The organism is Streptomyces sp. NPDC032091, from assembly GCF_055580265.1.
The window spans coordinates 158813-172913 of the sequence record NZ_JBVILR010000017.1 but is presented as its reverse complement, the minus strand read 5'-3'; the positions used below and the strand labels follow the sequence as shown (position 1 = coordinate 172913).

Annotated in this window: 17 protein-coding genes; 8 read left to right on the top strand and 9 right to left on the bottom strand. The window is 73.1% G+C overall.

From position 1 onward, the window contains the following. Nucleotides 1-6 precede the first annotated feature (6 nt). Nucleotides 7-792, bottom strand: a complete 786-nt coding sequence (locus tag ACZ5NJ_RS25925; RefSeq protein WP_468767603.1) for an SDR family oxidoreductase — start codon at nucleotides 790-792, stop codon at nucleotides 7-9. A 115-nt stretch (nucleotides 793-907) separates the two neighbouring features. Here ACZ5NJ_RS25925 and ACZ5NJ_RS25920 point away from each other — a divergent pair, with 115 nt between their 5' ends. Beyond that, a complete protein-coding gene (locus ACZ5NJ_RS25920) occupies nucleotides 908-1816 on the top strand; it encodes a sigma-70 family RNA polymerase sigma factor (protein WP_468767601.1) in 909 nt (302 codons plus the stop codon). Between the two features lie 49 nt (nucleotides 1817-1865). Here the strand turns inward: ACZ5NJ_RS25920 and ACZ5NJ_RS25915 are convergent, their stop codons facing one another. Further along, nucleotides 1866-2204 carry a DoxX family protein gene (locus tag ACZ5NJ_RS25915; protein ID WP_468767600.1) on the bottom strand — a complete coding sequence of 113 codons (339 nt, stop codon included), beginning with the start codon at nucleotides 2202-2204 and terminating at the stop codon, nucleotides 1866-1868. Nucleotides 2205-2400: 196 nt separating this feature from the next. Between ACZ5NJ_RS25915 and ACZ5NJ_RS25910 the strand changes: the two genes are divergently transcribed. The 3 genes from ACZ5NJ_RS25910 (at nucleotide 2401) to ACZ5NJ_RS25900 (ending at nucleotide 3867) form a co-directional block, all read left to right on the top strand. Further along, entirely contained in the window at nucleotides 2401-2787 is a 387-nt protein-coding gene (locus ACZ5NJ_RS25910) for a helix-turn-helix domain-containing protein (protein ID WP_468767599.1), read from the top strand. A gap of 22 nt (nucleotides 2788-2809) precedes the next feature. Then, on the top strand, nucleotides 2810-3409 hold the full coding sequence (locus tag ACZ5NJ_RS25905; protein WP_468767598.1) for a hypothetical protein: 600 nt from the start codon (nucleotides 2810-2812) through the stop codon (nucleotides 3407-3409). Between the two features lie 116 nt (nucleotides 3410-3525). Then, on the top strand, nucleotides 3526-3867 hold the full coding sequence (locus ACZ5NJ_RS25900) for a DUF2516 family protein (protein WP_358895768.1): 342 nt from the start codon (nucleotides 3526-3528) through the stop codon (nucleotides 3865-3867). A gap of 11 nt (nucleotides 3868-3878) precedes the next feature. On the opposite strand, the gene ACZ5NJ_RS25895 is transcribed toward ACZ5NJ_RS25900, so the two are convergent. From ACZ5NJ_RS25895 to ACZ5NJ_RS25885, 3 genes are all read right to left on the bottom strand, one after another. Continuing rightward, the gene (locus ACZ5NJ_RS25895; RefSeq protein ID WP_468767652.1) at nucleotides 3879-5090 is read right to left on the bottom strand and encodes a PP2C family protein-serine/threonine phosphatase; all 1212 of its coding nucleotides are present in this window, start codon (nucleotides 5088-5090) and stop codon (nucleotides 3879-3881) included. Between the two features lie 310 nt (nucleotides 5091-5400). Next, entirely contained in the window at nucleotides 5401-6507 is a 1107-nt protein-coding gene (locus ACZ5NJ_RS25890; RefSeq protein WP_468767596.1) for a C40 family peptidase, read from the bottom strand. Between the two features lie 211 nt (nucleotides 6508-6718). Next, nucleotides 6719-7531: a class I SAM-dependent methyltransferase gene (locus tag ACZ5NJ_RS25885; protein WP_468767595.1), complete on the bottom strand. Its 813-nt coding sequence runs from the start codon at nucleotides 7529-7531 to the stop codon at nucleotides 6719-6721. A gap of 211 nt (nucleotides 7532-7742) precedes the next feature. Between ACZ5NJ_RS25885 and mshA the strand changes: the two genes are divergently transcribed. Then, nucleotides 7743-9125 (top strand): D-inositol-3-phosphate glycosyltransferase, encoded by a 1383-nt coding sequence (mshA, locus tag ACZ5NJ_RS25880; RefSeq protein ID WP_468767593.1) that lies wholly within the window; start codon nucleotides 7743-7745, stop codon nucleotides 9123-9125. Next, entirely contained in the window at nucleotides 9118-9621 is a 504-nt protein-coding gene (locus ACZ5NJ_RS25875) for a type III secretion system chaperone family protein (RefSeq protein ID WP_468767591.1), read from the top strand. Before mshA ends, ACZ5NJ_RS25875 begins: the two co-directional genes overlap by 8 nt. 61 nt (nucleotides 9622-9682) lie before the next feature. Here the strand turns inward: ACZ5NJ_RS25875 and ACZ5NJ_RS25870 are convergent, their stop codons facing one another. Further along, entirely contained in the window at nucleotides 9683-11026 is a 1344-nt protein-coding gene (locus tag ACZ5NJ_RS25870; RefSeq protein ID WP_468767590.1) for an MDR family MFS transporter, read from the bottom strand. Between the two features lie 152 nt (nucleotides 11027-11178). Between ACZ5NJ_RS25870 and ACZ5NJ_RS25865 the strand changes: the two genes are divergently transcribed. After that, on the top strand, nucleotides 11179-11940 hold the full coding sequence (locus ACZ5NJ_RS25865; protein ID WP_468767589.1) for a phosphoglyceromutase: 762 nt from the start codon (nucleotides 11179-11181) through the stop codon (nucleotides 11938-11940). 93 nt (nucleotides 11941-12033) lie between these two features. Here ACZ5NJ_RS25865 and ACZ5NJ_RS25860 read toward each other — a convergent pair whose 3' ends face one another. Both ACZ5NJ_RS25860 and ACZ5NJ_RS25855 read right to left on the bottom strand, forming a co-directional pair. Beyond that, the gene (locus tag ACZ5NJ_RS25860; RefSeq protein ID WP_468767588.1) at nucleotides 12034-12390 is read right to left on the bottom strand and encodes a hypothetical protein; all 357 of its coding nucleotides are present in this window, start codon (nucleotides 12388-12390) and stop codon (nucleotides 12034-12036) included. Between the two features lie 182 nt (nucleotides 12391-12572). Beyond that, nucleotides 12573-13109 carry a MarR family winged helix-turn-helix transcriptional regulator gene (locus ACZ5NJ_RS25855; protein WP_468767587.1) on the bottom strand — a complete coding sequence of 179 codons (537 nt, stop codon included), beginning with the start codon at nucleotides 13107-13109 and terminating at the stop codon, nucleotides 12573-12575. A 40-nt stretch (nucleotides 13110-13149) separates the two neighbouring features. Between ACZ5NJ_RS25855 and ACZ5NJ_RS25850 the strand changes: the two genes are divergently transcribed. After that, a complete protein-coding gene (locus tag ACZ5NJ_RS25850) occupies nucleotides 13150-13554 on the top strand; it encodes a carboxymuconolactone decarboxylase family protein (RefSeq protein ID WP_468767651.1) in 405 nt (134 codons plus the stop codon). 76 nt (nucleotides 13555-13630) lie between these two features. Here ACZ5NJ_RS25850 and ACZ5NJ_RS25845 read toward each other — a convergent pair whose 3' ends face one another. Further along, entirely contained in the window at nucleotides 13631-13852 is a 222-nt protein-coding gene (locus tag ACZ5NJ_RS25845; protein WP_468767585.1) for a hypothetical protein, read from the bottom strand. Nucleotides 13853-14101 lie beyond the last annotated feature (249 nt).

Genomic DNA, 14101 nt, shown 5'->3' with positions numbered 1-14101 from the left:
GGCGGCCTAGGCGGCGAGGCGTTCGGCGAGGAAGGCCTCCCAGGTGCGCTCGCCCAGGACCGCCCCGTCGAGGGAGAGGTTCTCCCCGGCGCGGTAGGCGCGGCCGGCCTTTCCGGGCATCCGGACGGGCAGCATCAGGCGCCGCTTGCCGCGCGCCCGCAGGTAGCTGCGGCTCAGGTCGCCGAGGGTGTGGACGTCGGGCCCGGCGAGGTCGGGGACCAGTCCGGCGGGCTTGCCGAGGGCCAGCTCGACGAGGCGGGCCGCGACCTCGCGGGAGTCGACGGGCTGCCAGCGGACCCCGCCGGGGACCGGGACCACGGGCAGCCTGGCCAGCTTCTCGGCGACCGTCAGGGCCAGTTCGTGGAACTGGGCCGCCCGCAGCGTGGTCCAGGGCAGCCCGGAGCCGGACACGGCGCGCTCGGCGTCGAGTTTGGCCCGGAACCAGGCGAGGGGCACGGTGTCGGCACCGATGACGGAGATCAGGACGAGGTGGCGGACCCGGGCGGCCTGGGCGGCGCGCACAAGGTTGCAAGCGGCGACGTCGTCGCCCTTGGGCCCGCCGGCGAGGTGCAGGACCGTTTCGACGCCGTCGAGGGCGGCGTCGAGGCCCTCGTCCCGCAGCAGGTCGCCCCGTACCCGGGTGATGCCGTCGGCGGCGGCGGGGCGGGCGGTGCGGCTGAGGATCCGGACGGGGACGCCGGCGTCGCGCAGGAGCGGTACGACCAGGCTGCCGAGGGTTCCGGTGCCGCCGGTGACGAGGAAGGGGCTGGGGGATCCGGTCGTGTCCGTCATCTGGTTCATCTCCGATCGCGGGGACGCGAGTTGACGTCCCTGGCTTGAACTCGTTCGAAATCACGGTGGTGTGCGGTCTACTGCACTGACCCGCAGTGAGGAAGGAATGTGACAGGTGGACGAGAGTTCTTCGTGGACGGAACTGGCGGATCTGACGGAGCGTTTCGAGGAGCACCGCAGCCATCTGAAGGCGGTGTCCTACCGGATGCTGGGCTCGGTGAGCGAGGCCGAGGACGCCGTCCAGGAGACGTGGCTGCGGCTGGAGCGCACCGACGTGAGCGAGGTCGAGAACCTCGGCGGGTGGCTGACCACCGTCGTCTCGCGGATCTGCCTCAACATGCTGCGCTCGCGCGAGCAGCGGCGTGAGGACCCGGTGGAGCGGCTGGAGACGCGGATCCCGGACCCGTTGATCGGCTCCGAGCGGCGGATCGACCCGGAACAGGAGGTGATGCTGGCCGACTCGGTGGGGCTGGCGCTGATGGTGGTGATGGAGTCGCTGGCGCCGGCGGAGCGGCTGGCGTTCGTCCTGCACGACATGTTCGCGGTGCCGTTCGAGGAGATCGCCCCGCTGGTCGAGAAGTCCGCGGCGGCGACCCGGCAGCTGGCGAGCCGGGCGCGGCGCAAGGTGCAGGGGCAGGCCCCGGCTCCGGACAAGGACCTCGCGCGCCAGCGGGAGGCGGTGGACGCGTTCTTCGCGGCCGCGCGGGACGGGGAGTTCGAGGCCCTGCTGTCGGTGCTCGACCCGGACGTGGTGCTGCGTTCGGACGGCGGGGCCGCCGGTGCGCTCACCGTGGTGCTGACGGGGGCGCGGACGGTGGCGGGCCAGGCGGTCACGTACAGCTCGCTGGTGCCGTTCGTACGCCCGGCGCTGATCAACGGTGCGGCGGGTGTGGTGGTGGTCCGCAAGGACCGGGCCGTGTCGGTCATGGCCTTCACGGTCGTGGAGGGGCGGATCGTCGCGATCGACGTGCTGTCCGACCCGGAGCGCCTGGGGGCGCTGGACCTGACGGCCCTGGAGGACTGAGGGCCGCCCGTTTCCGGTGCCCGGGCCGTCGCCGGCCCCGGCCCCGGTCTCAGACCAGGGCCAGGACGGCGGCGGCGGGGGCGGCGTAGATCAGCGGGAAGGCGACGTGGGCGTACGAGCGGGCCCGCAGGACGGTGATGACGGCGCCGGTGAAGTAGAGGACCAGGCCGATCGCGGCGGCGATGCCGAGGGCGGGGACGGCGAAGCCGGCGAGGAGGCCGAGGGCGCCGGCGATCTTGACGGTGCCGAGGAAGGTCCACATCCCCTTCGGGACGCCGTACTCGACGAGCGGGTCGGTGACGAACTTCGCCCCGCGCAGGATCGAGAGGCCGGAGAACCCGGCCATGAAGGCGGCGACCAGGGTGACGACGGTGGCGGTGGTGGACATCGGGGGCTCCTTCGGGTGGTCTGCTTCTGCGTCTTCTTCTTCTTCGTCGTCGTCGCTCTCTTGCGTCCGACACCCCTCTGACCCGGCGCCGCGCACGGATGTGACAGGTCTGCGGAAGTCTTTTCCGGCCCACCCGGATGGATACTCCTGCAAGCAAGCGCTTGCAATAGTTAGCAGGGTGCGGCAGGATCGGAGCATGGCATCGCTCAACGTCGGGAACCTCGGCGACTACCTCCGCGATCAGCGGCGGCAGGCCCAGCTGTCGCTGCGGCAGCTGGCCGACGCGGCCGGGGTGTCGAACCCGTACCTGAGCCAGATCGAGCGCGGGCTGCGCAAGCCGAGCGCGGACATCCTCCAGCAGCTGGCCAAGGCGCTGCGGATCTCCGCCGAGACCCTGTACGTGCAGGCCGGGATCCTCGACGAGCGGGACCGGGACGAGGTGGAGACGCGGGCCGTCATCCTCTCCGACCCGTCGATCAACGAGCGGCAGAAGCAGGTGCTGCTCCAGATCTACGACGCGTTCCGCAAGGAGAACGCGACGGACGAACCGGCCGCCGACGACGCGGTGCCCCCTACGAACTGACCGGATCCGGGAGGACCCGCACATGGCCATCGCCGATGACCTGAAGAAGACCCTCACCGACCCCACCCCCCTCTACTTCGCCGCCGGCACCGCCGACCTGGCCTTCCAGCAGGCCAGGAAGGTCCCCGGCCTGATCGAGCAGCTGCGCGCCGAGGCGCCGGCCCGGATCGAGGCCGTGCTCGACACCGACCCCAAGGTCGTCCAGGAGAAGGCCAAGGTGGCCCAGGAGGCCGTCACGGCCCGGGTCGTCGAGGTCTTCGGGGCGATCGACCCGAAGAAGCTCGGCGAGACCGCCCAGGACCTGGCGCTGCGCGGGGTCGGCGTGGCCGCCGAGTACGCCGTCCGGGCCAAGGAGACCTACGACAAGGTCGCCGAGCACGGCGAGCAGGCCGTACGCGCCTGGCGCGGCGAGGTCGCCGACGAGATCGTCGACATCGCCGGGGCCGTGGAGCCGGAGCCGGCCCCGCCCGCGGAGCCCGCGCAGGACGCTCCGGCCGAGGCCGCCGCCGGCGTGGACGGGGACGGCGACGGGAAGACCGCCGCGAAGAAGCCCGCCGCGCGCCGCAACGGGGTCAAGAAGACCGCCGCCGAGCCGGTCGCCGAAACCGCCGGCGAGAGCTGACATGTCCGCGGACGAACCGGGCACCCGCGGGGTGTCCGGTTCGTTCTCGTTTCGGAAGGCGGCTCGGGCGGTAGCGTGGAGTCGGAAGAGCTGAACGCGAGAAGGCGGTCGAGACGATGCTGATGCAGGGGTTCGATAACGGGGTCCTCCCGTTGCTGGGCTACGCCATGCTGGCGCTCGCCGTCGCGGCCTTCGTCCTCGCGCTCCTCGCGCGTGAGGACGCCTACCGCGCGGCGGACAAGCAGACCAAGACCTTCTGGCTGGTCATCCTGGGCGTCACGGTCCTGGTGGACTTCTTCCTCGGGATGCTGTTCCTGCAGATCGCGGGCCTGGTGGCGTCCATCGTGTTCTTCGTCGACGTCCGCCCGGCCCTCAAGCAGGTCTCGGGCGGCGGCAACCGGCGCCGCGGCGGCAGCAGCAGCGACGGCCCGTACGGCCCGTACAACGGCGGCCGCTAGTCCGACCGGACCTAGCCCCTGGAGAGCAGGACGAGGGCCACGTCGTCGGTGAGCTCGCCGCCGTTGAGGCGCCGGGCCTCGGTGACCGAGGCCTCCAGCAGGTTCTCCCCCCTGAGCCCGTCCTCCAGGTGGCGGTTGATCATGTCGACCATGCCGTCCTGGCCGAGCCGCTCGCGGCCCTCGCCGATCCGGCCCTCGATGAGGCCGTCCGTGTAGAGCATGAGGCTCCAGGTACCGCCGAGGTCCACCTGGCGGCGGGGCCATCGGGCCCGGGGGAGCAGGCCGAGCGCCGGGCCGCTGTTCTCGTACGGCAGGAGCCGCGCGGGGCGGCCGGGGCGGGAGACCAGCGGGGCCGGATGCCCGGCCAGGCACAGGCCGGCGCTGCGGCCGTCGGGGGAGATGTCGACGGTGCACAGGGTCGCGAAGATCTCCTCGCAGGGCCGCTCCACCTCCAGGACCTCCTGGAGGGTGGCGAGCAGGTCGTCCCCGCACAGGCCGGCCAGGGTGAGCGCCCGCCAGGCGATCCGCAGCTCCACGCCGAGGGCGGCCTCGTCGGGGCCATGGCCGCAGACGTCGCCGATCATCGCGTGGACGGTGCCGTCGGGGGTGCGGACGGCGTCGTAGAAGTCGCCGCCGAGGAGGGCCCGGCTGCGGCCGGGGCGGTAGCGGGCGGCGAAGCGGAGGCCGGAGCCGTCGAGCAGGGGGGTGGGGAGCAGTCCGCGCTCCAGGCGGGCGTTCTCCTGGGCCCGAAGTTTCGATTCTGCGAGCTTGTACTGGGCGATGTCGGCCCGCTTTCTCTCCACGGCGTAGCGGATCGCGCGACTGAGGAGCCGCCCGTCCAGCTCGTCGCGGAAGAGGAAGTCCTGGGCGCCGACGCGGACGGCCTCGGCGGCGCGCTCGGCGTCGGCCTCGGCGGTGAGCACGAGCACGGCGTGGCGGGGCGCGATGCGCAGTACCTCGCGCAGGGCGCCGAAACCGTCCTCGCCGGGGCCGGGGAGGGCCAGGTCGAGCAGGACGCAGTGCACGTCGGGCGTGAGCAGCCGCTCGGCCTCGGTGAGGTTGCGGGCGCTGCGGAGCCGGATGCGCTGGCCGTCGGCGTCGAGGATCTCGGGGACGGTGAGACCGCCGCCGGGGTCGTCCTCGACGACCAGCAGGGTCAGCGGGGCGGGGCCGCCGATCTCCGTGGCGGGGATGTCCCTCTGCCGCGGTACAGGTACGGGCATCGTCTCCGGTTCCTTGCCTCCCCCCGGAAGTGCGCTCATGCCGGGACCCTAGCGGGCCGGGGTCGGGAGGGGGAATGCCGAAGCGGGCGGGGGCCCGCTCCATATGCCCCCATCCCGGCGGAAACCCGCCCACCCGCAATGACCAACGTCACGGCCCGGCCGGCCCCGCCGGAGCCGCCCGTCACGGGGTGTGCGGACCCCGCTGCACGGGGCGAGGCCCCCTGCCCGCCTTTCCAGCCGTTCCCCCGGCGACAGCCGGCGCGGAGCACGCGGGGCGGCGCCACCGGCCCCGGACCCGCCCGCCCGGGGCCTACGCGTCGGGCCGGACCACCGCCTTGATCGGCATCGAGCCCGCCCCGGCCATCGTCACGTTCCGCCCGGGCCGCGGCGCGTGCACGATCGCGCCGTCCCCGACGTACATCCCGACGTGGCTCGCGTCGTCGAAGTAGATGATCAGGTCCCCCGGCCGCATGTCCTTCACCGCCACCTTCGGCAGCAGCCGCAACTGCTCCTGCGAGGTACGCGGGATCGGCCGCCCCGCCGCGAGCCACGCCTGCGAGGTGAGCCCGGAACAGTCGTAGGAGCCGGGCCCCTCCGCACCCCACACGTACGGCTTCCCGATCTGCGCGGTGGCGAACTGCACCGCCCTCTTCCCGACGTCCGAGGCCAGGCCCTTGACGTCCTTCATCGCGCCCGACGACAGCCATGCCGTCTGCGCCTGGTACTGGGCGTCCTGCTCCAGCTGGATCAGCCGGGCCTTCTCCTCGGCCGCCAGCCTGCTCTCCAGGTCCTCCGCCGCCTTGATCTTGCCCTCGATCTCCTTCTTGGCGGCTTCCTTCTTGACCCGGTTGTCCTCCATCTTCTGCCAGACGGCGCCCGCGTCCTTCGCGTACCGCTCCAAGTCGGCCTGCGTGCGGTTCAGTTCGGCCAGCAGATCGGTGGTGGCCTTCTCGCCCTGCCGGAGCCGGTCCGCCCCGTCGAGGAACTCGGAGGGGCTGTTGCTGAGCGCGAGCCGTGCGCCCGGCGGCAGGCCGCCCGAGCGGTACTGGGCGCGGGCGGCGGCGCCCGCGCGGTCCTTCAGGGTGGAGATCCGGTCCTGGCCCGCCACCACCAGCTTGGCGATCTCGACGATCCGCTCGGACTGCGCCTTGGTCTCGCCCTCCGCGAGGTTGTACGCGTCCGTCGCGCTGCCCGCCTGGCGGTAGAGGTCCTCTATCTCCTTGCGGACCTGCTCCAGGGACTTGGCGCCCGGCTCCGGCGCGGGCGCGGACGGGGCGGAGGGGGTGGACGGGGCGGACGGGGCCGCGAACGCCGAACCCGTCGCGAATCCGGGGGCCGTCAGTATCGCCATCGCGCACAGCAGGGTCAGGGCGGACGCCCCCCTCCGGCGCGACGACGCTCGCTTCACGGTCCCCATGGCTCCCCCAGGCGCCCCGAGTCGGACCCGACGTCACCCGACATCAGATCTGACTATTCGTCAGTAACTTCGCACTGCCTCCGGGATGGTGCCACGAACCGGCGAATTCCAACACCCTCCGGATTCCGCTCCGATCATGACCCGCCACGCACCGTCCACCCCAGACGACCCAACGGACCGCCCCCACCCCCGGTTCCCCGTACCGCGAGGTTCACCCCGCCGGGCGCAACGCCTCCCACCGCACCGTCAGTTCCCCCTGCCTCCACCGCACCGGCCCGTCCGCCAGCGGCCACTCCCCGGCCAGCGCCCGCGCCGTCCGGATCCACCGCTGCCGCGCCCCGTACGAGGCGTACGGCGCGGCCGCCGACCACGCCCGGTCGAAGTCGCGCAGGAACGCGTGCACCGGCTCCCCCGGCACGTTCCGGTGGATCAGCGCCTTCGGCAGCCGCTCCGCCAGGTCCGACGGGCGCTCCAGCGAACCCAGCCGCGTCGCGAAGGTCACCGTCCGCGGCCCCTCCGGCCCCAGCGCCACCCACACGTGCCGCCGGCCGATCTCGTCACAGGTCCCCTCCACCAGCAGCCCCTCCGGCGCCAGCCGCGCGCACAGCCGCTCCCAGACCGCCTCGACCTGCTCCTCCTCGTACTGCCGCAGCACGTTCGCCGCCCGGATCAGCGCCGGCCGCTCCCCGCCCTCCAGCGGCACCTCGAACCCCCCGTGCCGGAAGCTCAGCCCGTCCCGCTCGTAGGGCTTCGCCCCCGCCACCCGGGCCGGCTCGATCTCGATCCCCACCACCCGCACCGCCGGCGCCGCCTCCCGCAACCGCGCCAACAGCTCCACCGCCGTCCACGGCGCCGCCCCGTAGCCCAGGTCGACGGCCACCGGCGCGTCCGCCCGGCGCAGCGCCGCCCCGTGCACGGCGGCGATCCAGCGGTCCATGCGCCGCAGCCGGTTCGGGTTCGTCGTCCCGCGCGTCACGGTGCCCACAGGGCGCTTCGGGGGTGGCGGAGTGCTGCGGGAGACCATGCGCCGAGCGTAAGCGGAGCCGGGGGCGCGCAAAAAAATCCGGCGTACCGGCGAGGAACTTCCCGTCCCCCGGAATGCGGGGGGCGGCCATCCGGGTTGCACTCCTTGCAGAGCGCCGCGCGCGCTCCCGCAGTCATGCCGTCCGTGTGCCGCCCCACCGGCACCCGCACAGCCCGCCGCCCGCGCGATCCGAGCGAGAGGAACTGCTCCCTTGAGCCAGTACGTGTCCCGCCTCGGCGGCAGCATCAGCGGCCGCATCGCCGCCGCCCGCGGTGCCCGCCAGGACGCGCCCCGCCTGCGCCTCCCGGCCGTCGGCCACCACCGCAAGCCCCGCCGCGTGGCCATGCTCAGCGTGCACACCTCCCCGCTGCACCAGCCCGGCACCGGCGACGCCGGCGGCATGAACGTCTACATCGTGGAGCTGGCCCGCCGCCTCGCCGCCATCAACATCGAGGTCGAGATCTTCACCCGCTCCACCACCGGCGGCCTGCCGCCGGCCGTCGAGCTAGCCCCCGGCGTCCTCGTCCGGCACGTGGACGCGGGCCCGTACGAGGGCCTCGCCAAGGAGGAGCTGCCCGCCCAGCTGTGCGCCTTCACCCACGGCGTCATGCAGGCCTGGGCCGGCCACCGCCCCGGCTACTACGACCTCGTCCACTCCCACTACTGGCTCTCCGGCCACGTCGGCTGGCTCGCCGCCGAACGCTGGGGTGTCCCCCTCGTCCACGCCATGCACACCATGGCCAAGGTCAAGAACGCCGCCCTCGCCGAGGGCGACACCCCCGAGCCGGCCGCCCGCGTCATCGGCGAGACCCAGATCGTCGCCGCCGCCGACCGGCTGATCGCCAACACCGCCGAAGAGGCCGACGAGCTCGTCCGCCACTACGAGGCCGACCCGGGCAAGGTCGCCGTCGTGCACCCCGGCGTGAACCTCGACCGCTTCACCACCGGCGACGGCCGCGCCGCCGCCCGCGCCCGGCTCGGCCTGCCCCAGGACGCCGTGATCCCGCTGTTCGCGGGCCGCATCCAGCCCCTGAAGGCCCCCGACATCCTGCTCCGCGCCGTCGCCGAGCTCGTGGACCGCGATCCCGCCCTGCGCGGCCGCCTCTTCGTCCCCGTCGTCGGCGGACCCAGCGGCAGCGGCCTCGCCAAGCCGGAGGGGCTGCAGAAACTCGCCGCGAAGCTCGGCATCACCGACCTCGTCCACTTCCACCCGCCGGTGGCCCAGGACCAGCTCGCCGACTGGTTCCGGGCGGCGTCCGTGCTGGTCATGCCCTCGTACAACGAGTCCTTCGGGCTGGTCGCCATCGAGGCCCAAGCCACGGGCACGCCCGTCCTCGCCGCGGCCGTCGGCGGACTCCCCGTCGCCGTCGACGACGGGGTGACGGGCCTGCTCGTCCCCGGCCACGACCCCGTCGACTACGCCCGGGCGCTGCGGCGCTTCGTCGATGAACCCGGCCTCACGGCCCGCATGGGCGCCGCCGCCGCCCGGCACGCGCAGCACTTCGGCTGGGACACCGCCGCCAGCGGCACCGCCGACGTATACACCGCGGCGATGCATGATCACCGCCGTCGCGTACGCTCCCACCATGGCTGACACCGCCGCGATCATCGAGTCCACGCTGGCCGGCGCCGAGCTGCCCTGGGAGAGCCCGCAGCCCGGCACGTACGTCGTCCAGCTGCCCGGAACCCGCAAGCTGAGCACCACCTGCTCCCTGCGGATCGGCCGCCACTCGCTGTCGCTGAACGCCTTCGTGATCCGCCACCCCGACGAGAACGAGGCGGGCGTCCACCGCTGGCTGCTGGAACGCAACCTCAAGCTGTACGGCATGGCGTACGCCGTCGACCCGCTGGGCGACGTCTACCTCACGGCCAGGCTCCCCCTGTCCGTGGTCACCCCGGACGACCTGGACCGCCTCCTCGGCACGATCCTGGAGGCGGCGGACGGCGCGTTCAACACCCTCCTGGAACTGGGCTTCGCGAGCGCGATCCGCCGCGAGTACGAATGGCGCACGTCCCGCGGCGAACCCACCCACAACCTGGACGCCTTCAAGCACCTCACCCGCCCGGATTCCAGCCCCGCCGGCGCTTGAAAGGGCGGGGGAGCGGCTCCGCGCAGCGGCACCCGCCCCCCACTCCACACCACCGCCCCGGCTACGCCTCGGTCGGAGCCGGAGCCACCACAGGAGCCGGAGCCGGAGCCACCACAGGAGCCGGAGCCACCACAGGAGTCGGCTCCGTCACCGGAGCCGCGGCGGAGCCGGAGGCGCCCGGCGCCCCGCCCGCCCCCGGCATGCCTCGCATCAGGACCGCGTACCCCCCGGCCGCCACCGTCCCCAGGACACCCGTCGCCGCCCACAGCCACCCGGCCCCCCACCGGTCGATGACGAGCCCCGACATCAGCGGAGCCACCAGCGAGGCCACCGACCAGGACATCGTGTACATCCCCTGGTACCGCCCCCGCCCGTGCACCGGCGACAGCTGCACCACCAGCCCCATCTGCGTCGGCGAGTTCACGATCTCCGCAAGCGTCCACACGCACACCGTCAGCGCGTACGCCCACAGCGGCCCCGCGAACGCGGTCATCGCGAACCCGTACCCCGCCAGCAGCGCCGAGGCCACCAGCAGCCGCCGCGGGTCACGCTTCTCGATGAACCGCGTCACCGGCAGCTGGAGCACCACGATCAGCACCCCGTTCGCCGCGATCACCAGCCCGTACTCCCCGGGCGAGAACCCGGCCGCCCCCATCGCCACCGGCAGGCCCACCGAGCCCTGGGTGAAGATCAGCGAGATCAGGAACGACAGCCCCACGACCCCCATGAACCGCCCGTCCCGCAGCACGGTCCCCAGTCCGACCCCGGCCTCCGCCGCGGCCTCCGCCGACGAGCCCCCCGCCCCCGGCTCCGGCCGCGACTCCGGCAGCTTCACGAACACCAGCACCGCGCACAGCAGCGTCAGCGCCGCCTCGCCCAGGAACCCGGCCAGGTAGCTGTACTCGGCGACCACCCCCGCCACCACCGAGCTCACCGCGAAGCCCAGGTTGATCGCCCAGTAGTTCAGCGCGAAGGCCCGTACCCGGTCCTCCGGCCGGACGATGTCGGCCATCATCGCCTGCACCGCCGGACGCGAGGCGTTCGAGGCCATCCCGACCAGCAGCGCCACCGCCGCGATCGCCGCCGGGTGCTCCATGAACCCCAGCAGCGCCACCGCGCCGGCCGTCGCGACCTGCGCCACGAGCATCGTCGGCCGCCGCCCCAGCCGGTCGGCCATCACCCCCGCCCCCAGCGAGGACATCACCCCGCCCAGCCCGTGCAGAGCGGCCACGAGTCCTGCGAAGGAGGCCGAATAGCCCCGCTCCAGGGTCAGGTACAAGGCCATGAAGGTGGCGACGAAGGCCCCGAGCCGGTTGACGAGCGTGCTCGCCCACAACCACCAGAACGCGCGTGGCAGACCCGAGACGCTCGCCCGGGCGGAACGACTCAGACGGGCAACGGACATAAGGAATCCCCCGGGTGATGTAAGTGTCACTGATCCGCCCGGCACGTTACGAGAGGGGCCCGCCGGCCCGCCACCCAATTGACGCCGACCGTCAATCGGACCGCCCCCGGACCGCGCGCGAGCGCCACCGGCCGTCCACTAGGCTCGTACGCATGGCCGACGCACCGTACAAGCTGATCCTCCTCCGCCACGGCGAGAGCGAATGGAACGCGAAGAACCTGTTCACCGGCTGGGTGGACGTCAACCTCAACGAGAAGGGCGAGAAGGAGGCGGTCCGCGGCGGTGAGCTGCTCAAGGACGCCGGCCTGCTCCCCGACGTCGTGCACACCTCCCTCCAGAAGCGCGCCATCCGCACCGCGCAGCTGGCCCTGGAGTCCGCCGACCGCCACTGGATCCCCGTCCACCGCTCCTGGCGCCTGAACGAGCGCCACTACGGCGCCCTCCAGGGCAAGGACAAGGCCCAGACCCTCGCCGAGTTCGGCGAGGAGCAGTTCATGCTGTGGCGCCGCTCGTACGACACCCCGCCGCCGGCCCTTGAGGACGGCACCGAGTTCTCCCAGTCCGCGGACCCGCGCTACGCCTCCATCCCGCCGGAGCTGCGCCCGCGCACCGAGTGCCTCAAGGACGTCGTCGTCCGCATGCTCCCGTACTGGTACGACGCGATCGTCCCGGACCTCCTCGACGGCCACACCGTCCTGGTCGCCGCGCACGGCAACTCCCTGCGCGCCCTGGTCAAGCACCTGGACGGCATCTCCGACGCCGACATCGCGGGCCTGAACATCCCGACCGGCATCCCGCTCTCCTACGAGCTCGACGCCGACTTCAAGCCCCTCACCCCGGGCGGCACCTACCTCGACCCCGAGGCCGCCGCGGCCGCGATCGAGGCCGTCAAGAACCAGGGCAAGAAGAAGTAAGAAAAGCGATCATGCCCCCGACCTGCGCCTATGGCGCGGGCCGGGGGCATTTTCGCGGCTCGGGCCCACTCGGGGCCTCAACGCCGGGTCACCCTACTGGCGGCCGGTGAAGAACACCGAGCGCAGCTTGAGCCGGTCGCCGGCGGGCCGTCCGTGCGGGCGCAGGGTCCAGGAGTCGCCTGTGCAGTCGGGCTCGGTGTACACCATCACCCACTCGTCGGTGTCGTTGTGCGGGGCGAAGGCCGGCTCGGACGAGCCCGGGTCCGCGACCTCTGCGAGCGGGACGCAGCCCGGGCTCTGCGGGTCGTGCAGGGTCACCGACTGCGGCGCGCCGCTCAGGCCGACGTACTGGTAGGAGAAGTCGCCGGTGGCGGCGGACGCGGAGGTCGGCAGGGTGAGCGTGAGGGCGAGGGCGCCGAGGGCGGCGGTCAGGGTCGTACGAAGGCGCATCAAGGTTCCTTGCGGCAGGGCGAATCAGGTCCCGTCCAGCTTGTCCCGGCACCTCACGCGTCAGGCGCTGCCGGGCCTCGTTCACCCCTGGGGGAGCTGCAGGAACGATCGCCCCTGGGCCATGTGGGGGGACCGGCAACGGGCCCTGCTGCCAGACGCCGGACGAGCTGCCGGCGGCCGCCCTAGGCTCCGCCCAGCCAGCTCGTCGCGTCGAGGCGGAAGGCCGTCTCGGCGGGGACGACCCGGCGTAGGCCGCTCTCGATGTCCCGGACGCGGTCCGGGCCGAGGACGGCGGCCCACTCCGCGCGCAGTTCGTCGAAGACGGCGGCCGAGCGGCGCAGCCCGGCGAGGCCGTGCGGGGTGAGGTGGACCGTCTTGCGGCGCGCGTCCAGGGCGTCGTCCCTGCGCTCGGCGTAACCGAGCGCCACCAGGCGGTCGACCGTCTTGCCCGCGGCCTGCTTGGAGACGCCGAGGCGCCGCCCGATCTCGCTGGCGGTGGCGCCCCCGGTGCCGACGGCCTGCATGGCGAACCCGTACGCCGGCCGCAGGCCCGGATGGCCCTCCTCCGCGAGCCGTGCGTGCAGCCGGTCGATCAGCGTCCGGAATCCGCCGAACAGCAGCAACGGCAGCTCGAAGCCCGGGGCGTCGGAAACGCCCTTGCCGGAATCGACAACACGGTTTACGTTTTTCTCGTCCACCTCGTCAACCATGTTGTCCATCCTACGGGGAGCCGCCTTGTCCACCGAGATCGCCACCGACATGTCCGCCCGCACCGCCAACGCCGTCGCCCTGCTGAAGGAGGCCTCCCCGGTGACGCTGGAGGCCTTCCTCACCCTCAGCCGCATGTTCGAGGCGACCACGCTTGACCCGCATTCCCGCGAAGCCGTCATCCTGACCGTCGCCACGCACCACCAGTGCCACCTCTGCGTCGACATGCACGAGGCCAAGCTCGCCGGTCTCGGCCCGGCGCCGGACCCCCGGCGGATCGACGCCGTCCGCCGGTTCACCCGTCAGGTCCTCGCCGCCTCGGGCGCGGTGGGCGACGAGGAGCTGGCGGCGTTCCGGGCACACGGGTACACCCGGCGCAACGCCCTTGAGGTGGTGCTCGGCATCGGTGCCTACACCCTCTCGACCTTCGCCAACCGGATGACCCGTGCGGCCTGAGGGCCCCGGAGCCCGGGCCCCCCAACCGTGAAACGGCCCCCCGGCCGCCGGATGTCCGGTGGGTGGGGGGCTTCTTTCAGTGGGGGGTGGTGTCGGGGGCGGGGGGTGGGGGCGCGGTGGGTCTGGGGGGCTTCGTTGCCTCCACGTGGCGGGAGAGCACGTCTCCGAGGTGTCGGCGGCGGCGTAGTTCGCGGACGTCCAGGGGGTGCATGCGGCCCACGCCCGACGTGGTCCAGGCGGTGACGCCCGTGCCCAGTACGGAGCTGATCAGGGCGAACCACATGAGGGTGTCTGTCACTGCGGGTCCTCTCCGGTGCGGGTGATCGGGGGAGGGGGCTGCGGCGCCCCCGGCGACACCCGGTCATAACGTGGCGGCATATGCGGGGTTGCGTGCTGTCAGCCGTTTGCCGCCACGCGGGGTTCGCGGTGCCCGTGCGCCAGGGGCGTGAGGACGGGAGCGAGCGCCGCTCGCGCGGCTCAATGCGCGCCTTAGCCCATCACGGGGGCGTACGCCCGGCGCGGTCGGGCGGCGCGGTCGGGCCGAAGG